The sequence below is a fragment of the Legionella waltersii genome (assembly GCF_001468085.1).
In the GTDB taxonomy this organism is placed as follows: domain Bacteria; phylum Pseudomonadota; class Gammaproteobacteria; order Legionellales; family Legionellaceae; genus Legionella; species Legionella waltersii.
The window spans coordinates 763705-784233 of sequence record NZ_LNZB01000060.1 but is presented as its reverse complement, the minus strand read 5'-3'; the positions used below and the strand labels follow the sequence as shown (position 1 = coordinate 784233).

Sequence of the window (20529 nt, the reverse complement as noted above, 5' to 3'; positions counted from 1 at the left end):
AGGACTCCCGACCAATAATTTACTTAACGTTCGTTTCGCTGGGGGTCAAATGGGGTTCTGTCGCAAACATTTTTTCAACCGCATGATTCAGATATAGCCATCCCCCATGAACTGCCAGTTGAGCGCTTAATGATCTTTGCGACAGGTTTCCTCTGAAGTGCTACCATTATTTCTTCAATGTTCTTAGAGGACAGAATTCGTTGCATTACAGTATTTCGATCATTTTGTAGCGTCGAATGATTAGTGCAATTCACTTCTTCATGAAGTTTATTTGGCCATTCTTCCATGGTCGACATTAACAAGTAAAAATCGGAATTATCTAAAAATGTATTTTTTTGTTGATGGAATAAAATAAATGAAATGTGAATCAATGTAGCCATATTGTATAAAATTGACACAATTCGTAAAATATGATTTAATTTAAATCTTTTTGTTCTAAATTAGGTTGATTAAGTTATGTATGCAAAAAGTAGTTTCCCCTATAAATTAACAGGTCTTAATGTTGCAAGTTATGTTGATCCGAACGTTTATGCAAAGGATAAATCGGACATCGATCCAGATTTGGTTGTTAGAAAAACAAAAGAAGGCGAAGTGGTTATGGAGGCGACCCATCTACTGAGTGTCATGACACCTGGTCAAGATCTGAATCTTGATGAAGTGCCCTTATGTGGTTCAAAGGAAAAAAGCCCAGCTCCAGGTGAGCCGGTATCCATAGAAGATGCTGAAGTTGAGGTTACAGCGAGATGGTATCCTCCAGAAGTGAAACCTGTGAAAACGGATTCTAAGGCAAATATTTTCGGTACCTATGGTACTTTTGAATTAGTAAACACTCCTCCTACTCTCGAATTACCCGCAGTTTGGTTGGAAAATATTTCTGATACTGATTTACAAAAATATCATGCCAAACGATTAACACCAGATTGTCCTAAGTATAAACATTTCAATACCTTCGGTAAGGATTTATTTTCCATCGTTTATAATTACAAGGATTATTTACAAAAGTACGCGTTGAAAGAAGATTTAGGCGGTGGCTGGTTCATTGAACATCATGATTTTCCTCAATTTTTTAAACCAATGAGTACTGAATGCAGTGGGGCAGTGATATTAGGTCGATTAGTGTCTGTTGATAAAGACACTAATATAGGCCATTACAAATTTGTTTCCATTAAAATGAAATATCCAGATGCTCTTGCTATAGAGTCAGATGTAATCCATGGGAACTCTTCATTTGAGGGGCCTTGGGCAATTTCATCGACAACAGCTGGAAAAGCATCAATAGCATTGATGAGAACCACTGACAGTGCAATACAGCAAGTTTCTCAAGCGGATTATCAAACCCAGAGATTTTTTAAGACTCATCCTAAAGGATTGGTTTCACCTGGAGATCCACAGAAATCGATGGATGCAGTGAATAAAATCGTGGTGAGCGGGGGAAGTAATTGTACTTTATCATAGCATGGGGACGGACCGGGACGGACCCCTTTGAACAATGAACATTTTGTGTTAATTAATGACTTTTGAATCTCCTTGTTATTATCATAGCATGGGGACGGACCGGGACGGACCCCTTTGAACAATGAACATTTTGTGTTAATTAATGACTTTTGAATCTCCTTGTTATTGGTATGTTCGTTAGTTGATCAGTCGACTGTAAAGTTCCAGAAAAGCTCATTGAAGTACCAAGTTGAACAATATATGATGATTTGACAACGAAAGTTGTCCAGTAAATTTCAATATAAGCTTAGAATTATTAAGGAGATTTTAGAATGAAGAAAGCTGTTATGAATGCACTAGGCATTATTGGACTAACACTTGCTTTGCCAAGTCTCGCAGAACCTGTGAGAAATTGTTATGTCGAAGTCGCTGTTTCTACGCCACCTGTTACCATTGAACAAAGTGTTGCATTTAATGTCACTTCAGATAGTTATTCGAATAACTCAATTACTCTCAAAGGAGGTTCTGCTCCACGACATATTGAAAATTTAGAGTGTTCTGCAACTATTAATTACACAATCAGTGCTACTCTCTATTCTACCCCATCAAATCTTAATTCAATTGCTAATGACGTTAAACCAGTTGGTCAATGCCAACTCAAAGCTGGTCCAATTGCTATGAGGTTTCCTGGTGACAGCATTTCAGTAGTGTTTCCACAAGATTTTGTTTGTAATAATTAATCGATAGGGATGGAGCCTCCTTGAAACAGTGCAAACTGTTCAGATCTTCAAGGAGCCATTCCGATCCATCACTGTATTCTACTGATTACTAATCATTTTCCGTTTGATGAATTTCCCACTATTATTTAAGTAATACACAAATAGAACCTAAAGGAAGTGAATTATCATGAGCGAAGAAATTACAACGGAATCATGGGGAAGTCGCTTAAAGAATGCGCTTATTGGTATTCTCGTCGGAATTGGATTAATTGTAGGGGCTATTGCACTTATATTTTGGAATGAAAAACATAGCTTGCACACCGCGCAATCATTAGAGCAAGCTCATAAAGCACTTATCTCTGTTCCGGATTCTCCCATCAATAAACAAAACAACCTCAAGGTAGTGTATTTGAGTGGCATGGCAACAACTAAGGATGAATTAGTTGATTCCATGCTTGATGTGAAGGTTACTGCAATTAATCTTCATCGCAAAGTAAAAATGTATCAATGGGAAGAAAAGAAAGATACAAAAACGGAAAAACAAGTGGGTGGGTCTGAAAAAAAGATCACCACTTATACCTATAATAAAGTTTGGTCTGATAATCTGATAGACAGCTCCAATTTCCATGATCAAGCAGGACATGAAAATCCAGCATCCATGCCTATTCAATCACAGGTACAATATGCTCAAACAGTAACTGTCGGTGATTTCGTACTACCGAGTGAGTTACTCTCACAGATCGATGTAAGTAAGTCTATCGATTTGGCTAATGTCAATAAAGAAGAGTTACAAGAGAAAGTTAAAATGCCAGTGAATTTAGTGAATAATAATGAGTTGTATCTAGGAACAAATCCCCAAAGTCCACAACTAGGCGATCTTAAAGTAACTCTTACTGCCGTATATCCTCAAATTGTTAGTATCATTGGCCAACAGACTGGAAATACACTTCAAGCTTTTCTAGCCCCAGCGGGTGAGACCGTTTTTCTGTTGTCAACCGGCCAAAAATCTGCTGATCTGATGATTGAAGAAGCGCAGTCACAAAATAAAATGATTGCGTGGCTCTTACGCTTGGTTTCTTTAGTCATGCTGATTGGAGGATTTGCTTTAATCATGAATCCTTTAGTCGTTTTAGCGGACGTCTTACCAATTTTGGGAACCATTATGGGTTTTGGTACAGGATTTATCGCTTTTCTATGTGGTCTCGCTGTTTGGAACGTGGCAACTGCAATTGCCTGGTTTGCTACTAGACCAATTGTATCAATTGGCTTGTTAGTCGTTCTGATCATAGGTGGGTATATACTGATTAAGGGTAGGGCTAAAAAAATACCTGCAAAGTAGATGGTTACTTGCGTCACGACTGTGATTAAAAATGAATCTTTAAGAAAAAAATAAGGCTAGCCCTCACTAATTCTGTCTTGTAATGCTTTTGTATAAAAAAAATCCATAAGTAACCTTATTTTTGTAGCATCGGCTAAATGTTTAGGGTAGATGGAATAAAGAGCAATCTCTGGAGAGACGTCATCAGGTAATACTGGTACTAATTGACCTTCCTGTATTTCTTTGAGAACTGAAAACGAAGGTGTCCATATAAGACCAATCCCTTCTATTGCTGCTTGTTTTAAAATATCAGCACTATTACTTTTAAAATTACCATTAACATGAATCACCTTTTTATTAAAAATCCATTTGTTTTGCAGACTATAAAGCGTATTGATTAAACAATTGTAGTTTGCAAGATCTTCGATGGTTTTGGGGGAGCCATGTTTATTTATATAATCAGGTGATGCATATATTTTACGTCGAATTGAAAACAATTTATTACAGAGTAATTTAGGATGCTTGATAGCATCAAATGAAATGGCTAAATCAAATGGATGTTGATAAGTACTAAGATCTTCTGAACCTACTAAAATATCCATCTTAATCTTAGGATACTCTTGCATAAATTGAATACTTAATTGAGTTAAATAGGGAATTGCAGGCGTTACAGTGAGGTAGAGTTGGATTGTTCCATGGGGCACTAGATGCTCAGTACTTGCAATCGATTTTACTTGTTCCAGTTCATCGAAAAGTTTGATTACTTTACCGTAAAGTCTTTGTCCTGACTCAGTCAGAGTCAGTTGCCTTGTCGATCGCACAAATAATTTTACTTTTAATTCGTCTTCTAACCAGCTGATTTGTTTGCTGAGTTTAGAGGGTGATATATATAAAGTACGTGCAGCAGCAGAAAAACTGCCACAATCCACTGTGAAAAGAAAACTTTTTAAGCAATGTAAAATATTCATGTCATTTATTACATAGGAGTTATTATTTCATTGTTTTTTGAGGTTTCTATATTAATTATAAACCCAAAACAAACATAAAAAATGTTTATAGTTATGCTTGCTCCTTTTGAGGGGCAGCATGTTTCATGATTAATAACTCAATCATGCAGGACCTGTGTTGGTTTTTGAAAGCTAGATCCCAGATGATAAAGAAAAACTTGGTTGTGCATCTTGACGTACTATTCTTTCAATTTCTGCGTCAATATCTAGACCAGTTGCTTTTTTATACATAAGCTTAAGTGCAGATATATCTGATTTGTTACCAGAGCTTATACATAGTGCAGCTGCATCTTCAACGGAAAGATGGGATACCAACTCTGGTTTAAAAACAATTTCATTGAATATTGAAACAGAAGAACTATTTTTGGCTAGCGTTTTTTTGACCAATACCTTAACAATTCGCGCTTTGGCATTTGGAATATGATCGTTCATATACTGGTCGATATCATTACCAGTTTGCTTTTTATACAGAGATTTTAGCCGTGCTAATAAGTGATCGCCTGCTTTTATACAAAGTTCAGCAGCATCTTTTACTGGAAGGTATTTGACGTATTGAGGTGTTTCAATGACTACATTTAAGGCTGTATGAACAAATGAAGGCCTGCATTCGCCTAATGCATGGTTTACTAATGCTTGAACTATTCGCTGATCAACATCAGGTATATTATCTTTGATGTATTGATCAATATCATTGCCAGTTGCTATTTTATAGGCAGTCTTCATAGCCGCTAATTGCTGATTACCTGATTGTATGCATAGTTCAGCCGCATCATTAACTGATAAATACCGAAGCCATTCTGGGGTATGCCTAATTAGGTTTAAAAAAATCTGCTTTTCTATTAACGATGAATCTTTACCTAATGCCCAACTAACCGTCTTGTTAAAGTCATTTCTTGGTATTTTATCTTTCATGTGCTTACAGTATGCCGGAATTGCATTGAACAAAGACTGTGTTGACCTGTATTCAGCAGACTCAATTCCATAAACAGCTTCTTTCAAGGAGAATTTTTCCGCGAATTTGACGTTGTCATTAATTTGAAGAAATCGGTACCCTAAAACACTTTTTTGATAAGTTAAACGGTCATTGCTGTAGGTATTCCATTGTTTACATACTCGGCTAGCATCGATTAATCCATTTAATCCTAAGTGGTTAAAAATTTCTTTTTGAATTTCTTTGGGTAATTTAAAAAACAAATCAACCTCTCCTCACGCATAGGTATGCGTAAAATATATGCATTATGCATTTTAGGCGATCTCTTGTTGGTTGATAATGGAGTATTGTTGAAATCACTTTTTTCTATTTTAGAAAAAAGCATTGTGCTCATTATAGAAACAGCATTCTGTTTAAATTTCTCATTAAGGTACCAATCAATTAATGCTGCTTTTGCCAGTAACAATTGAAGGCAATTTAACTAATATTAAAGCAGTCATCATGTTATCTAATTGTATTCAGTATCCTCTGGCAATGATTGGCTATTATCCATTCTTCGTCAGTGGGGATTGTATAAACATCAACAGTACTCTTTTTTGCGCTAATGAGTCGCTTGTTGGCTTTATTGGATTTTTTATCCAGCTGTATACCAATCCATTCATTGTCCTCACAAATTGCCTCGCGAATTTTCCAAGCATGCTCACCGATGCCTCCTGTAAAGACAAACGCGTCAAGTCCGCCAAGCACTGCAATTAAAGCACCTAGTTCACGCCGAGCACGGTAGACAAATAAATCTAGAGCCTCTTGCGCTTCTGCACAATCACTTTCAAGTAACTGCTGAACGTTGGAAGAGATTCCTGATACACCTAACAAACCAGATTGTTTATAGAGAAGATTTTCTATTTCCTTAGTGGTCATCTGTTTAAATTCTAGAAGATAAAGTAACACACCCGGATCGATGCTTCCGCAGCGTGTACCCATCATTAATCCGTCTAAAGCAGTAAACCCCATGGTGCTTTCTATGGATTTACCGTTCTTTATTGCACACATACTTGCTCCATTACCGAGGTGGGCAATAATAAGGCGATCAAAAGGTTTGCTAATCGCTAGAAGGGCTAGTTGATGCATAATAAACTCATAGGAAAGACCATGAAAACCATATCGTTTAATCCCTTCTTGAGTAAGAGCACGGGGAAGGGCAAAGGCATCAGCGATAGGTGGATGGCTTCGATGAAATGCAGTATCAAAGCAGGCTATTTGTGGTAAGTGGGGTGAATGGTTTGTAATCGCTTCGATGGCTGAGAGGTTATAAGGTTGATGCAATGGGGCAAAGGGAATTAATTGCTTCAAATCTTCAATAATTGGGGGAGTGAGCAATACTGGATCAAAATAGGTATTACCTCCGTGAACAACTCTGTGTCCGGCAGCAACGAAATTTATTTTACTGTGGTGGTCTTTAAGAGAGGAGAGTAATAACTCAAAATAGAATGAATAATCGTTGTCCCTAGAAAAGGCTTCCTCCTTTAATAAACATTGTTTGCCACTAAAGAGCTTGAAAAGTGGTGCAATCTTAATATTCTCAATGGAACCATAGAGCGCCTTATTTAAAGACTTAAATTCAAAAAGAGCAAATTTAATGCTCGATGAACCTGAATTAATAACAATGATATGTTGATCATCCATAAGCATTACTCTGGGTTTTCTAAAAATAGAGAGTTAAATTATCCCTAAAATTCTATGTCGATTATAATTTAAGTAACATTGTTTCATGAACTTAATCAATTTACTATTGTACAATGAATAACGGTGTTCAGGAGGAATCCCCTATGCCCTCAAAAAAACTTGATGTTGATAAACTGTCTAAGCGATTTTTAGAACAATCTTTATCATTACCTAAGATTAGGGTAGCGGTGGTATATCCCTGTAGCAATGACGCACTTGAGGGAGCGATAGATGCTGCAGAAATAGGCTTAATTGAGCCTATTCTGATAGGCCCTAAAAAAATTATACAAAAAATTGCCGATGAGTTGTCTATTTCATTGTCTAATTACGAGTTAGTTGAAAGTCCCAATGGTCCTAATGCTGCAGAAGAAGCCATAAAATTAGTTCGAGAAGGGAAGGTTGATGCCTTGATGAAGGGGAGTCTACATACGGATGAATTAATGCATGAAGTGTTAAAGAAAGAAAATGGAATACGAACCTCCCGGCGCATAAGTCATGCTTTTATCATGGCCATTGAAAAGTATCATAAGCCTTTTATCGTCACCGATGCGGCGATTAATATTGCCCCTAATTTAATGGCTAAAAAAGACATTATTCAAAATGCTGTCGATCTCTTTCATATGTGGAATAAAAATGAACTCCCAAAAGTAGCTCTTTTATCCGCTGTTGAAACGATTAATCCTGAAATGAGTTCGACCATTGATGCAGCGTGTCTAGCTAAAATGGCTGAACGTGGTCAAATTACAGACGCAATAGTTGATGGCCCTTTTGCTTACGATAATGTATTTAGCTTGCATGCAGCTGAAACTAAAAATATAAAGTCTTCATTCATTGGTGATGTAGACATTTTCGTCGTACCCAATTTGGAAGCAGGGAATATTTTGGCAAAACAGCTGGTATTAATTGGTGATGCCGTTTCCGCTGGTATCATCCTTGGTGCCACTGTTCCCATCATTTTAACCAGTCGATCTGATGGCGTTCAATCGAGAATCAGTTCTTGTGCTGTCGCAGTTCTAATTGTTCACGCCCAGCGCATAATGAAGGATCAAAAGGGGTACTACTCCTTGACATGACGTGGTAGTGGTACTCGCATTAAGTCCTTATTGTGCCAGGTTCCACGATATCGCTTTGCATTAAATCGCATGAAGTATAGAGGTAGGGGAGGTATCTGGAACATCCATATCTGCACATTTATCGGAATTGTATTTAAATACCACTTACACACTGGGTAGCAACCATTGTATATGACTGTATGAGATATCTCACTCTACTTTTTGCTTGCTAACTAAGCTCTAAATTATGATAATGATTCTCAATTGTTGCATTAGGGTAATAGGGTATTAAATGAGTAAATATAATCAGTTGCTTGAGTTTGTATGTGAATTGATTGATGTTCAGGTTAAAAAATACGTGAAGTTGGCTCACCGAGGAGTCGGGCCTGATGCAAGAATTAACGCAGCACTTGTGTATGATGAGGTCAATGAATTACTTGAGATAGCTCAGTCCTTATTAAAGGTTATAGAGAAGGAGTTAAAAGGAAGTTTGGAAGATACTTCAACATTCGATCTAGCGTTTCAACAAGTGAAGTTTTACATTGAACAAGAAAAACTACGTGCTTACGCGGGTTGGCTTCTTGATGCAAATAACATCCATGCGACTGTAGACGACAGAACTGATGAACAATTAAAGCAACTGGAACAAATTGCTCAGTTGGGCAAAGTTGATTTTCGTGTATCTGCGCAGCCAGTCACTCCAATTCAATTACAATGCCAGCATGATAGCCATCAAATAGCTTCTTACATATTAAAATTAGCAAAAGACATTCGAACTGATCCTACCATGAAGCTGGATGAAAAAATTCCTCATCATGCTCAGATCATTTTACGAAAAAATGCGACAACCCGATATATGGAGTATTCTAAACAAATTGATGAATTATATTCCATCTGTGAGTTATTATTAAAAAATTCAACCGTACAAGCTCGAATTACTCAGCTCACCAAGGAAAGTGCAGACATCTACGCGACTGGGCATGCGGCTACGTTGAAAGAATTACTGCTAGAGTATAGGACTCTCGTTCCCAACTCTAGATTGTTTGCATCTGAATACAAACCTTTAGAGGTGGCTGCAGCACAGGATGAACCGTTAGCACAGCAAAAAAAAGAATCACTGGTGAAAACGCCTGTACAGGAGAAAACGTCTTCTCTAACAACAAAACCAGAAAAAAATTCGATCTTTTCATCAAAAAATTTATATTTTTGGGGTGGTGTAGTCGTTGGAGGACTTTTATTGGTTTCAATGTTGTTACCTTATATCACTCAATCTCAAGAGGAATCGCTCTCTCTAACCCCTAATAATTGTTAGTGATGATTTGGAGGTGCTATAAGACATCATGAAGCCTTTATGCCTCCAATACCCAAAGTCGACGTTATTTTGCTTATCATATATTATAAGAACAACTTTTTTTAACATTGATCCACAAGATGCAGAATAGTTCAAAGCTAAATGTAAAAGCCTCAGGTATTATTGCTCTTGCTGTGATGTTTAGCCGACTATTAGGACTTGCTAGAGAAGTACTATTTAATATGCTTTTTGGTACGGCTTACATGGGACTATTTCTTATCGCATTTCGTGCCCCTAATTTACTGAGAGATCTTTTTGCGGAAGGGGCATTATCTATTTCCTTTGTCACCATTTTTTCTAAAAGGATTGAAAACGAAGGAGATGCTTCTGCCTGGCGACTTGCTGCTAAAATGCTTACCCTAGTGACCTGTTTTATGAGTGCATTGTCTTTAGTTGGCGTTCTCTGCGCTAAATACATTGTATTTGCACTAGCACCAGGATTTTCATCACAAGATCTAGGGATAACTATTTTTCTTACCCAAATCATGTATCCCTTTATTTTGTTAGTTTCCTTAGCTGCTGTTGTGATGGGGATATTAAACTCAAAAAACGTTTTTGGGGTCCCGGCACTGGCATCAAGTTTTTTTAATATTGGTTCAATAGCTGGGGGTGTTCTGTGTGGATGGTTGATTGATCCTGATTTTGGAGAACGAGCGCTTATTGGATTAGCAATTGGAACTTTGGTTGGAGGCCTGTTGCAACTGATTGTTCAATGTCCAAGTTTAAGGAAAGTTGGTTTTCAATTTAAACCCGATTTTAGATGGCGAGATGAAGGCATTCGTAACGTATTAATCTTAACATTGCCTGCAATCATTGCTGCTAGTGCTGTACAAATTAATGTTCTAATTAACTCTGGATTTGCGTCTTATGTTGGGAAAGAGGCAGTTACTTGGCTTAATAGTGCATTTAGGCTTATGCAATTTCCTCTTGGTGCTTTAGGGGTTGCAATTGCAACCATTACCTTGCCAGTGATTGCTCGAATTGCTGCAACTTCAAATAAAAGCCAATTCAGTCAAACACTAGGCGATGCTATAAACCTTGCCGTATTTTTAACTCTACCAGCAGCTGTTGGTCTTTGGATGTTTGCAGATCCAATTATCCACTTGATCTATGAGCATGGTAAATTTCATTCTATAGACACTCAACAAACGGCTTATGCATTAAAATTATATTCATTAGGACTTGTAGCCTATGCGGGGATAAAAATAGTATCCCCAGCATTTTATGCCATTGATAAAAAATGGACTCCTATGGCAGTCAGTTTCTGTTCTATCGGATTAAACTTACTATTGAACTATTTGTTTATCTTCAAGCTATCTATGGGGCATGGTGGTTTAGCACTTTCAACCTCAATTTCTGCAACACTAAACTTCCTAATTCTTTATCTGTTAATGCATCGTATAAACGCTATGCAAATCACTTATTTCATCAGTATATTGCTGCGTTGTGCTCTTGCATCAATAGCATTGGGATGTGTTTGTTGGACCATGGTGTTGAAATTTAATGCGTTTTTAATTCATTCTTCTTTAATAGTAAGTGGGGTTGCTATTTTGCTCAGTATACTAATAGCGGCAATGGTTTATTTATTCAGCTGTATGCTGTTGAAAGTTGCAGTAGCAAAGAAACTTTTTGTCAGCTTGCAGGATAAATTAGCTCCAACTCTAAGACGACACAACGATCAGATGGGAGGATAATGTCTACATTGTAGCCTTCTATCAAGGTGAAGGCGTTGAGGAATATTTGGAATTATTATTATCTTCATTTTGGGCATGAGGGCTTTTTCTTAGACGTATAAGGGCTTCTAATTCTCTAGAAACCTGATGATCTGGGGCTAATCGAGAATAAAGTAAAATTTTAGTTGGATCAATGTTTATATTTTTGGATGCTGTTGGGATTATAGACTGGATAAGTTTGTGTAATGTATTGTTTTGGGGTCTAACAAAAACACTGAAATGAATCGTTGGTCGGTATGCTGCTTGCAAGCTATTAATTGCTTGAGTTAACTCTTGTTGTAAATAAACGTATTTTGCTATTGGGGCTTCAAGACTTTTAGCAACTTGTACTATTTGGTTTAACAGTATAAAACGATCACCCGTTATGCCACATAATCTTGAAAATGCATTTAAAAATTGAGAGATCCTATCGAGATCTTCATTGATGTGTAAGCTCTTTATTTCTGCAATGCATTGATTAAGATATCGAGCTGCTTCCTCTCTGACTATAGTTCTCCACTCCTTATTGACCAGTAATAGTAGTTTTAGCTGATCTTGAGGCAACATGGATGTAATAATGACCTTTAGTTCTGTTGGTAATTGATTTAAATCTGCTGGTAATGTTGAATCATCATTTTGATCTTCAACCTGAATTTGGGTTGTATGCACTTCACTTTGGCAGTTGCTCATTGGAAGAGTGGTTCGTATTTTTAAAGGAGTATTAGGATCTGTTTCTTTGGTTTTATTGATTGGATCTGATCCATTATCGTTTGGCATTAATTATAGGATGAATGTTGAAAAACTTATAGTACACCATGTTGAATATTAACTCAATTTATTGTTCATCGAGTGAATCATGCACTATTTGTAATGCAACTAAACTATCTCTAAACCAGGATGTACTAAAAAACCCAAGGTCGAGGTAAAAGACATGTTTAAGATGGACTAAATGACCGAATTAAAACTGTCTATTAACGAAGAGATTGGGGTTTTTCGTAAGCATCCAAACACCAAGTGCTCCACATAAACTAGATAACTTGGAACAATCAACCCCTTCCGCCCTTCGGGCACCTTCGCCTCATTCCTGAGGCGAAGGGGAAATTAGTTATTTAGAAGTACTGGTTCAGACAAGTGTTCGCCTTTTAGATGATTGAATAGGTGACCTCTTTTAGGAAATTTAACGACTATAATTTAATCAATTCACTAAGTTATATCCATAAACATGATAGAGAGTCACTGTTTTTAAAGCGGATATTTATACCATTACTGGAAAAATAGAATAAGTGACTAAGGGGGGTAGCATGAAATCATTACAAAGATGGTATGTGAGCGGCATAGTCGGCTTATTAATGATAGTGATATCGACCAGTTCTTGGGCGGTTATTATTTTAGAAAGTACTTATAAACAATATGGTTTTGACCCTGCTGAGGCTCTGGCTTTAGAGCCTCAATTTTCCTCATTGATCTTTCTTGATGGGGAGTCCTCCAGTGGATCTGGATCTTGGATAGGAAATTATCAAGGTCATGGTTATGTTCTCACTGCAGGTCATATGTTTCCTCCTGGAACTAAAGCGAATGATTATACTTACGAGGCTATAGATGGAACAGAATATGATGGGGATGCTGTGTATTTGCACCCACTATGGAATGAAAGCTCAAGTGATCGCACAGGATATGATTTTGCAATTGTACGTTTAACGGAAGAAGTCACTGATGTTGGACCTCAACCGGCTTTGTATTCAGGGAATGATGAGAAAGGTAAGATTTTAACTTTTATCGGTTATGGGTGGCGTGGGGCAGGTAAAAAAGGGGAGGATGCTACGATTGATACCGAGAACGAACCCGCTGCGGCTGAAGGATTGGTTGAGTCAGTAGACCCTGCGGTTGAACCAATTCCGACAAAAGGCGATGCAGGAAACTATCTTGCTGTCTGGCTTCCTAAAGAAGATGGATCTATAGCAAACCCGATAACTGACAAAGGAATAACTAAACCAATATCGCCCCTTGCAGGTATACTCGGTTCAGGGGATAGCGGAGGTCCTGCTTGGATTCAAACTGATAATGGTTGGGCTATTGCAGGAGTCAATTCAGATGGCAGTGAGAATGCATCTTATGGAAATTCATCTTGGTTTCCACGAATTACGCATGTACAAGAGTGGATTAAACAATTCGTACCAAACGCTAAATTTATAAAATAAGTGTTGCATGGGTTGCTTATGTTTTTATTTTTCTGTGTCACTCCAAGCCATGATCTATTTTGGCTGTCCTTGCTAAGCCTACAAGGACAGTCTCAACTTTTTAATTAGACTTACTGTTTTTTATCACAAAAAGCGACACATACTTTGTGTTCTTGGACCTCTCCTCCACATGATGAATAACAAGCACGATAAGTAGAGTCACATTGGCATGAATTGTAGCAAGATCCACTTGTATCAAAATCTCTTGTGGTTTTATTTATAGGTAAACCTAATCGAGTTTGATTGTCTTTGTATTGATTGTATTCATACATGGCGCTTTGCTGGGCTCTTAAGCGGCAATTTTCGTTTTCAAGGCGGCAATTTTGCTCACAATTGCTTTTATTCTGAACGCATTGGGCGGTGCACATCTTAGACATGTCAGATTTTGGAGGGATAAAGGTGTATTCTGTGTCGTAAATAGGGCCACATCCAGTTAACAAACCAACTAGAATTACAAAGGCAAAAATAAATAATTTTTTAAACATACAGTTTCCTTGATTAACTAGGTGCAGAACACATTGAAAATCTATTTTACAGGACTTACTAAAAACCCCAATCTCTTCGTTAAAAGACATTGTTAATTCGGTCATTTAGTCCATCTAAACTCCCTCATTAAAAATGTCTTTTGCCTCGACCTTGGGGTTTTTCGTAAGTCCTGTATTAAATAGAATAGGGCCGAATAAGAAGTCTATTTATGATAGATGGAAAAATCAATACATCCTATCCATGGTCGATGCAATTGTTTTTCAATCTCGACCAGCTCTAAAGAGATCTCTTTATGTTTCCACTCATTGGTTGAGCTAGTTTATCCAAACCAATGAGAATATTGAGGGCAATAGATATGCAACAATAAATACAAGCCCACAACAAGAGACACAACTGCTGCAATTTTCATTCTGATTGGATTATCTAAAAATGATTTTCCCATTTTAATGACCGTATCAGGACAAAATAGACGGAGTAAACCACTTAATAGAACCAACCATGAGAGAACAGTGACCACTACTGGCCAACCCATTACCCAAATATTATGGCTTGTTACCATTAATAACCCTAAAATAAAGGTAATAATAGCTAACACAAAGAGTAGACCCCTTTGTTCCATAACATCGGTGATAATTGGTTTCATTTGCTCTTGCCGGAAGAACATAAAAAGACTTACAGCAACAAGATACCACCCAATGACTGTGGCTAAATACTCGGTAATCATGATACTACATCCTTTTCATAAGTCTCCTAATAATTATAGCATTTTTGACAAAGTTAGGCCTCAATCTTGTTGTTGCTCTTCCCAAACCCGACTGGCTAATCTGTACATTGAATCTCTTTCGGTAAGTAACCTTGATCACCTTGGACATGGGGATTAAATAGAACCGTGCAATTTTTTGTTTTAGGGCGTAGTTGTTGTGTGAGCTCGATGCCAGATTTATTGTACTGGCAGAGTATATAAATTGTTTCATTAGGCGAGAAGGACCATTTTGCTTGTTTAGAGTTGATTGAATTTGGTTTGAGGCTTGCTTGTTGTTTTGGGTGTCCTGAATAAAAGGAGATGCTACTTAAAAAATTATTTTTGATACCTTTCAATGTTTCCCAGCCCTTTACAGAGGTCTGAATGTGTTCTAATGCGTTGATTTCTTTTGGACATTGCGGTTTATAGCTACCCGCGTACAACTGATCTACAAAGAAAAAAAGAATAATGGCCATGAGAGGGCGACAGTAAGACATTGCTTTTCACCAAATACGTTTAGTTAAGAACTTGCATAATATACCTTATAATGCGCTTAACCAATAGGAGTATACTTTATCAGGACTTACTCAAAACCCCGATCTCTTCGTTAAAACATGGTTTGCTTTCGGTCATTTCGTTTATCTAAACTCCCTCATCCAAAGCAATTTTTGAATCGACTTCAGGGTTTTGCATAAGCATTTCAAGCACCAAGTGCTCCATATAAACAAGATAACTTCGAACAATTAACCCCTCATCTGCCCTTCGGGAACCTTCTCCCCATTCCTGGCGCGAAGGGGAAATTGAAGGGATTTATTTAGAAGTCCTGTGTATGATTAACGAGATACTTTTACATTAATGCTCTTTAATTCACTAAAATACCCCTCTTTACGGAGTAACTCAAAGATTCGATACATGTTTAGGGGCAAGAGCATTGAGTGCAGTAAAAAGATTGGCTGCAAATGACATCCAAAGCCATAAGTGATGAAAGCCACATTGCTGCATATCGCTATAATTCGTAGTGTCAAAATCCTTTTGACATAAAAAGTGGCGAAGACCAAAGACGAAGCAATATATCCAACCAAGTCAATCATTGATTCCATTTTGCACTCCACTTCCAAATCCATTCCAATTCAACATAACACTTTTGTAAATAAATATGCAAGCTTTATGCCCGGATTTAAGAATTCCTTAAGGTTTCAGAGATATAATCGCGCCTCTCAAAAATAGCCATTACCTATCATGAATCAACGACCTGGTGGAGAAATCCAAGAAAGTCCATCTTCATTAAATGATCTTTTATTGAATTCTTCCTCAGTTAATCGCCATGATGGGATGTTATCAGAAACAAAACTTGTCATATTGTTGACACAACCGAACCCCTCGAGGGCTCTTGCATTGGATACTGGAAGCAAACTCTCTTTTCTATAGGCACCATTGTGAAAAAGTTTAATGCCACCAAAAGCTCGATAGATCGCTCCTGGGCCAGAAATTTCTTCAACAAGTGCTTTATAATAATGGGTTCGTAGATCTTTTAGTTGCGAATTAATTTGGCTCATGTTTTTCAAAAGGTTGCTTGGTAAGGTGGAGTTGTATTTGAAGCATATTTGCAAAGATTCCAAGTCATTTGCAGATAATCTAAATGTGTTACGGAAAAGATCTCTACCTAGCAAATGATAAAAATCCTTAAGTGTTGAACAATCAGAGACCATTTTTCTTAAATCAAATAAGGTTGCTTTTGGGGTATTAAGCATGTTCTTAAATGCTTGTGTTTCACAAATAGGCGCTTTGCTTTTAACAAGTGTTTGGAAAGGATTTTTATAGGATTGAAGGATATGTTTTGCGACACTTTCCATAAATAATTCAGTATCTGAATGATCACTATAGGCAATAATGTCTGTATTAATCGTGCAGTTTTCAGCTTGCTGATAGCTTGGTAAAGTCGTGTAAGTAAATGATCCCATATTACAGACTACTGGTAAACCAGCACTTGGATGGAGCATTGGTTGCTCAACTATTGAATCATCGATGGGTAAATCAATATCTGCGTATACTGAGCCCTTCATTATTTCTGGTATCCAGCGAATAAGATCAGAGGCAGCTGCGGGGTTACCCCCTTTACCTAAATGCGATAATTCGAGCCGTGCTAATTGAAGAAGTTCTCTGGACGTGTTTGATAAGGTTATATTTAGATCATCAATATCAATTAGAACAATTTGATGTTTACTTGAGAATATCTTCATATCCTCTTTTGCTGAATCATCTAATAATATAGAACTGTATACTAAAACATTCTCTCTATTGGATACAGATAATCCTCTTTCAATTAATCGAGATTTTTCTTTATCACGTATCGCAAGATTAGGAGATGTACTAAACCATATCGCAATTTGACTTGTTGGATTAAAGCGATAGGGAAGACGAGGATCAATTTTAAATCCACAAACAGTGACATCAGCAAATTGTTCTCTGTCTTCGAGATGTAGAGAATGATTCTTAATAGCTTGAGTGGCCCAGGCTTTGCGAATTGGGTGCTTCCAAGCTTGACTCCATATTGGCGTAGGAGATTTTAATTGTTGTGTAAGCCAACGCTGGATTTGCAATAGATTACCATCAAATCTTGATACATCACTCATCGCTAATGGGCTATGTAAAATACGCATAAAAAGGAGTTGCTTTGCTCCATTCCAAAAATAGTTATGATTCGTGTTTAAATGGATGGCTTTCATTATCAAGCCATTTAATGGGGACAAACTACCAAGAAACTTTATCCTAGGATCTCTAGTAAAGCTAGCTTTCTTATGAGCCCTTCGTTGATTAGCAACAGTATTTCTAAAAAATCTAAGCTTGGACATGATCAGTTAACAGGAACTAAAAATGCCCATTTTACAACACTGGGGTTAAAATTTAAACCACGTGGTTGCTTTGTGTTCCACGAGATAACTGCCAGTTAACCATTTGCTGAGTTCAGTGCTATTCATTTTTTAGGAAATAGCATATTGGTTGAACTGTGATTATATCCTCACTTCAATCAAATGCTGTTCTGAGGATACTTTAGTCGGGTTTATGTTCTCTTTATGCCCCATTAATCCAATCTCAGAAATTGTTTTGCTGTGTTTGACGGTTGGGGGGGGGGTGATTAGATTAAGGCGATTTTCCCAAGGTATTAATACTCTATCCATGCGATCCAACAATTCTTCATTTCGTTTGTTACTGAAATTGAGTTCTTCCTTTACCCGAGCCAACTCCGTTTCGGCTTGAAAAATTCTATCCGTTATTCGATTGAAACTCTCTGCTTGGTTGCTGACAAAGCCTTTTAATTTTGTTTGAAACAGTTCTCTTTCTTCCTTCGATTCAATAACCTGATTTGAGAATTCAATGGCATTTTGTTGGAGTACCTCGGCAATTAATTGAGATTGTCTAAGTCTTTCTCCCATTTCCTTTTGTACCCTTTCAAGCTCTTGAGTGGCCTGAACAAGAGCGAAGGCATTTTTTTCACTCTCTTTGTTTAAGCGTTCAATTTCTTGGACGTTGATTCGAAGAAGTTCCTTTTGTAATTCATTACTGGATTCTAACTTCGTGTTCGTGCCTTTAAGCTGAAAATTAACAGACTTTAATGATTCAGAGTCTTCCTGAAGACGTCTACCTTCTTCAGTGAGTTGTGAGATTTTATGGCGTAACTCTTCATCACTACTCAGTAAACGCTCATTTTCATCATGGAAATAATTAACTTGCTCGGCAAGCTCTTTGCGAAGTGGTTCCAATGATTGAATGGCTTCTTCTAGTGAATCAGCCAATGTATTCATGGTTTCTTGTAATTTGTCAGTTATATCATGGGTATGTTCATTATGATTATTTAACAAGTAGGCAATTCCAAGGTATGAGGCAATCGATAATAGGCTAAATACGATTAAAGTGATCACTTGAAATACAATACCCAGAACCAAGGTTGGGACAACGACAGCAAACCCCAAAACAATTTTTAGCCAAAGGGGCATATCAGCCCATGTTGTCGCGATTCTGCTAAAGAAACTACTGTTTTGTGCGAGTGCTTCAACCACTTTTGCAATGTGCTTTTTAATTTCTATAAAACTATTTTGGTTCGCACTAAGCTCTTGAATTCCATTCTTTAATGTCTCAACGCTTATTGGGTCTAGGGAGCTATCCGCTGTTGATGTGGTTTCATTTTTATCAATGTTGGGGGTAGTTCTAACAGTATCTGCCATAGTGTCTTTCCCTTTACAATATAGTTGACATCCAAAGTGGTATTTTATTTATAAAGGACTTACGAAAAACTCCTAATCTTTTTCTGTATAAGCGATCGTGGAGGTCTAAGTCCTGCGATAAAACCAGCTTCACTTACCAGGATTCTATCGGATAAATTTAAAGCAGTCATTATATTTTTGGTGCGTCATGATATTGCTTGAAGAGACAGAGAATTTTGCCAAAACACTTGACAGGTATTCTGTAGCTCTTTAAACTGCAGACCTTAATTTGGGGTTATAGCTCAGCTGGGAGAGCGCTTGCATGGCATGCAAGAGGTCGGCGGTTCGATCCCGCCTAGCTCCACCATCAACATCTTAGTATGTTGATGGTAAAAAAAACTAGGTCCCCATCGTCTAGAGGCCTAGGACATCGCCCTTTCACGGCGGTAACGGGGGTTCGAATCCCCCTGGGGACGCCATTATTTGGTATTATTTAGTACAAGTGTTATAATACATAAACAAAAAGTTCCAGGTCCCCATCGTCTAGAGGCCTAGGACATCGCCCTTTCACGGCGGTAACGGGGGTTCGAATCCCCCTGGGGACGCCATCTTAATTGTAAAAAATAATAAATCTAAAATAGACAGTAATATTGTTTTTCGATACTCTGATGAGTATCTGTGGATTCAATTTGATCTGATAATTGTTTTATCTGCAGAAGGGTACCTCGTTCATTGCTTGTTTTAAACCATCCTCGAGGAACTGCAAAAAATGCATTGAGTTGACTACTGGGATCAAGACACTCTTTGAGAATTTCTTTTTGTTGTTCTGAATCTAAATTTTTAATGGTTTCGATGACTCGCTCCTTACTTGAAGGATATCTGGCAAGGTAGGCAATTTCCCTCGATTTGTATTTCTTTTCTCGTAGATTACAAATTAAATCGGATATACCATCTTCAGTGATAAATAAATCAATGTATTCAGGCTTAAAATATAATCGATCAGATGGATGAATTTTACTAAGTGCTACAAGCTCTTCAGCTTTATCAAAACTTGCTGTATTGAGAATAATTGATAGAAGTGTGGAGCCAAATGCATCCCTAGTAGAAGGATTGGCACCGCATCTTACAATGGTTAGGTAATTATCAGCCGTGTATTTTTGCCGATGTCTGTTATTTAACATCAACTCTAAAGGACAACCATCTTGGCTACTCAGCCCCGATGATTCAGGATGAACTTCTAACAGTTGTAAAGTATAAGAAAAGTGATAGTTCTGTAAGAGATAGTGGATAGGAGCTTGTCCTTTTCTATTTCTTATAAGAGGGGATGCTCCAAGTCTTATCATCTGGATAATGCTCTCAGGTGTATAACTCTCATTGAGCATATAGTACAGAGGAGTAAATCCTCTCTTATCTTTCACGTTAACGTTTACCTTATGGTTTTTAATAAGGTAATAAGCGTCCTCTATTTGATTATTCAGAACCAATAAGTGCAATAAACTATAACCATTGTGGTTTAGAGTGTCTGGATTAGCTCCAAGCTCGATTAGTGAGTACACATGATTTGAAATTGGTTTGATATTAAGCAGGGCTATTAACTCAGCGTTTAAATCCATTGT

General features: G+C 37.4%; 19 protein-coding genes and 3 tRNA genes. 10 read left to right on the top strand and 12 right to left on the bottom strand.

Annotation, left to right across the window (positions count from 1 at the left end; all coding sequences use genetic code 11):
• Positions 1-74 precede the first annotated feature (74 nt).
• Positions 75-380 carry a hypothetical protein gene (locus tag Lwal_RS16700; RefSeq protein WP_058481907.1) on the bottom strand — a complete coding sequence of 102 codons (306 nt, stop codon included), beginning with the start codon at positions 378-380 and terminating at the stop codon, positions 75-77.
• Positions 381-456: 76 nt separating this feature from the next.
• On the opposite strand from Lwal_RS16700, the gene Lwal_RS16695 reads away from it, so the two are divergent.
• The 3 genes from Lwal_RS16695 to Lwal_RS16685 all read left to right on the top strand — a co-directional run bounded on the left by Lwal_RS16695 (position 457) and on the right by Lwal_RS16685 (position 3492).
• A complete protein-coding gene (locus Lwal_RS16695) occupies positions 457-1455 on the top strand; it encodes a hypothetical protein (RefSeq protein WP_058481906.1) in 999 nt (332 codons plus the stop codon).
• A gap of 311 nt (positions 1456-1766) precedes the next feature.
• Entirely contained in the window at positions 1767-2174 is a 408-nt protein-coding gene (locus tag Lwal_RS16690) for a hypothetical protein (RefSeq protein ID WP_058481905.1), read from the top strand.
• A 166-nt stretch (positions 2175-2340) separates the two neighbouring features.
• Entirely contained in the window at positions 2341-3492 is a 1152-nt protein-coding gene (locus Lwal_RS16685) for a TMEM43 family protein (RefSeq protein ID WP_058481904.1), read from the top strand.
• A 56-nt stretch (positions 3493-3548) separates the two neighbouring features.
• On the opposite strand, the gene Lwal_RS16680 is transcribed toward Lwal_RS16685, so the two are convergent.
• From Lwal_RS16680 to Lwal_RS16670, 3 genes are all read right to left on the bottom strand, one after another.
• Positions 3549-4439 (bottom strand): LysR family transcriptional regulator, encoded by an 891-nt coding sequence (locus Lwal_RS16680; RefSeq protein ID WP_058481903.1) that lies wholly within the window; start codon positions 4437-4439, stop codon positions 3549-3551.
• 171 nt (positions 4440-4610) lie between these two features.
• Positions 4611-5672: an F-box protein gene (locus Lwal_RS16675; RefSeq protein ID WP_058481902.1), complete on the bottom strand. Its 1062-nt coding sequence runs from the start codon at positions 5670-5672 to the stop codon at positions 4611-4613.
• 241 nt (positions 5673-5913) lie between these two features.
• Entirely contained in the window at positions 5914-7092 is a 1179-nt protein-coding gene (locus tag Lwal_RS16670; RefSeq protein WP_058481901.1) for an acetate/propionate family kinase, read from the bottom strand.
• Between the two features lie 143 nt (positions 7093-7235).
• Here Lwal_RS16670 and Lwal_RS16665 point away from each other — a divergent pair, with 143 nt between their 5' ends.
• The 3 genes from Lwal_RS16665 (at position 7236) to murJ (ending at position 11228) form a co-directional block, all read left to right on the top strand.
• Positions 7236-8204, top strand: a complete 969-nt coding sequence (locus tag Lwal_RS16665) for a bifunctional enoyl-CoA hydratase/phosphate acetyltransferase (RefSeq protein WP_058481900.1) — start codon at positions 7236-7238, stop codon at positions 8202-8204.
• 271 nt (positions 8205-8475) lie between these two features.
• Positions 8476-9495: a hypothetical protein gene (locus Lwal_RS16660; protein ID WP_058481899.1), complete on the top strand. Its 1020-nt coding sequence runs from the start codon at positions 8476-8478 to the stop codon at positions 9493-9495.
• Between the two features lie 119 nt (positions 9496-9614).
• Positions 9615-11228: a murein biosynthesis integral membrane protein MurJ gene (murJ, locus tag Lwal_RS16655; protein WP_058481898.1), complete on the top strand. Its 1614-nt coding sequence runs from the start codon at positions 9615-9617 to the stop codon at positions 11226-11228.
• Positions 11229-11249: 21 nt separating this feature from the next.
• Here the strand turns inward: murJ and Lwal_RS16650 are convergent, their stop codons facing one another.
• Positions 11250-12023: an F-box protein gene (locus Lwal_RS16650; protein WP_058481897.1), complete on the bottom strand. Its 774-nt coding sequence runs from the start codon at positions 12021-12023 to the stop codon at positions 11250-11252.
• A gap of 524 nt (positions 12024-12547) precedes the next feature.
• Between Lwal_RS16650 and Lwal_RS16645 the strand changes: the two genes are divergently transcribed.
• Complete coding sequence (locus Lwal_RS16645; RefSeq protein WP_058481896.1) at positions 12548-13444, top strand: trypsin-like peptidase domain-containing protein; 897 nt, start codon at positions 12548-12550, stop codon at positions 13442-13444.
• Positions 13445-13554: 110 nt separating this feature from the next.
• Here Lwal_RS16645 and Lwal_RS16640 read toward each other — a convergent pair whose 3' ends face one another.
• The 6 genes from Lwal_RS16640 to Lwal_RS16615 form a co-directional block, all read right to left on the bottom strand.
• Complete coding sequence (locus Lwal_RS16640) at positions 13555-13968, bottom strand: hypothetical protein (RefSeq protein WP_058481895.1); 414 nt, start codon at positions 13966-13968, stop codon at positions 13555-13557.
• Positions 13969-14288: 320 nt separating this feature from the next.
• Entirely contained in the window at positions 14289-14693 is a 405-nt protein-coding gene (locus Lwal_RS16635; RefSeq protein ID WP_058481894.1) for a hypothetical protein, read from the bottom strand.
• 95 nt (positions 14694-14788) lie between these two features.
• Entirely contained in the window at positions 14789-15208 is a 420-nt protein-coding gene (locus tag Lwal_RS16630) for an STY0301 family protein (RefSeq protein WP_058481893.1), read from the bottom strand.
• Between the two features lie 336 nt (positions 15209-15544).
• A complete protein-coding gene (locus tag Lwal_RS16625) occupies positions 15545-15811 on the bottom strand; it encodes a hypothetical protein (protein WP_058481892.1) in 267 nt (88 codons plus the stop codon).
• Between the two features lie 144 nt (positions 15812-15955).
• Positions 15956-17563 carry a glycosyltransferase family 88 protein gene (locus Lwal_RS16620; RefSeq protein ID WP_058481891.1) on the bottom strand — a complete coding sequence of 536 codons (1608 nt, stop codon included), beginning with the start codon at positions 17561-17563 and terminating at the stop codon, positions 15956-15958.
• A 159-nt stretch (positions 17564-17722) separates the two neighbouring features.
• On the bottom strand, positions 17723-18934 hold the full coding sequence (locus Lwal_RS16615) for a LegC2/C7 family Dot/Icm T4SS effector (protein ID WP_058481890.1): 1212 nt from the start codon (positions 18932-18934) through the stop codon (positions 17723-17725).
• Positions 18935-19204: 270 nt separating this feature from the next.
• Here Lwal_RS16615 and Lwal_RS16610 point away from each other — a divergent pair.
• The 3 genes from Lwal_RS16610 (at position 19205) to Lwal_RS16600 (ending at position 19521) form a co-directional block, all read left to right on the top strand.
• Positions 19205-19280: transfer RNA gene (locus Lwal_RS16610), tRNA-Ala, on the top strand.
• 36 nt (positions 19281-19316) lie between these two features.
• Positions 19317-19392, top strand: a tRNA-Glu gene (locus Lwal_RS16605).
• Positions 19393-19445: 53 nt separating this feature from the next.
• Positions 19446-19521: transfer RNA gene (locus Lwal_RS16600), tRNA-Glu, on the top strand.
• 24 nt (positions 19522-19545) lie between these two features.
• Here Lwal_RS16600 and Lwal_RS16595 read toward each other — a convergent pair.
• On the bottom strand, positions 19546-20526 hold the full coding sequence (locus Lwal_RS16595; protein WP_058481889.1) for an ankyrin repeat domain-containing protein: 981 nt from the start codon (positions 20524-20526) through the stop codon (positions 19546-19548).
• Positions 20527-20529: the final 3 nt, after the last annotated feature.

Coding starts and splice junctions, on each gene's coding strand:
- Lwal_RS16670 (WP_058481901.1), bottom strand. CDS start 7,092: ATGGATGATCAACATATCATTGTTATTAATTCAGGTTCATCGAGCATT.
- Lwal_RS16650 (WP_058481897.1), bottom strand. CDS start 12,023: ATGCCAAACGATAATGGATCAGATCCAATCAATAAAACCAAAGAAACA.
- Lwal_RS16695 (WP_058481906.1), top strand. CDS start 457: ATGTATGCAAAAAGTAGTTTCCCCTATAAATTAACAGGTCTTAATGTT.
- Lwal_RS16615 (WP_058481890.1), bottom strand. CDS start 18,934: ATGGCAGATACTGTTAGAACTACCCCCAACATTGATAAAAATGAAACC.
- Lwal_RS16595 (WP_058481889.1), bottom strand. CDS start 20,526: ATGGATTTAAACGCTGAGTTAATAGCCCTGCTTAATATCAAACCAATT.
- Lwal_RS16680 (WP_058481903.1), bottom strand. CDS start 4,439: ATGAATATTTTACATTGCTTAAAAAGTTTTCTTTTCACAGTGGATTGT.
- Lwal_RS16630 (WP_058481893.1), bottom strand. CDS start 15,208: ATGTCTTACTGTCGCCCTCTCATGGCCATTATTCTTTTTTTCTTTGTA.
- Lwal_RS16665 (WP_058481900.1), top strand. CDS start 7,236: ATGCCCTCAAAAAAACTTGATGTTGATAAACTGTCTAAGCGATTTTTA.
- Lwal_RS16685 (WP_058481904.1), top strand. CDS start 2,341: ATGAGCGAAGAAATTACAACGGAATCATGGGGAAGTCGCTTAAAGAAT.
- Lwal_RS16690 (WP_058481905.1), top strand. CDS start 1,767: ATGAAGAAAGCTGTTATGAATGCACTAGGCATTATTGGACTAACACTT.
- Lwal_RS16625 (WP_058481892.1), bottom strand. CDS start 15,811: ATGGAATCAATGATTGACTTGGTTGGATATATTGCTTCGTCTTTGGTC.
- Lwal_RS16645 (WP_058481896.1), top strand. CDS start 12,548: ATGAAATCATTACAAAGATGGTATGTGAGCGGCATAGTCGGCTTATTA.
- Lwal_RS16620 (WP_058481891.1), bottom strand. CDS start 17,563: ATGTCCAAGCTTAGATTTTTTAGAAATACTGTTGCTAATCAACGAAGG.
- Lwal_RS16660 (WP_058481899.1), top strand. CDS start 8,476: ATGAGTAAATATAATCAGTTGCTTGAGTTTGTATGTGAATTGATTGAT.
- murJ (WP_058481898.1), top strand. CDS start 9,615: ATGCAGAATAGTTCAAAGCTAAATGTAAAAGCCTCAGGTATTATTGCT.
- Lwal_RS16635 (WP_058481894.1), bottom strand. CDS start 14,693: ATGATTACCGAGTATTTAGCCACAGTCATTGGGTGGTATCTTGTTGCT.
- Lwal_RS16700 (WP_058481907.1), bottom strand. CDS start 380: ATGGCTACATTGATTCACATTTCATTTATTTTATTCCATCAACAAAAA.
- Lwal_RS16640 (WP_058481895.1), bottom strand. CDS start 13,968: ATGTTTAAAAAATTATTTATTTTTGCCTTTGTAATTCTAGTTGGTTTG.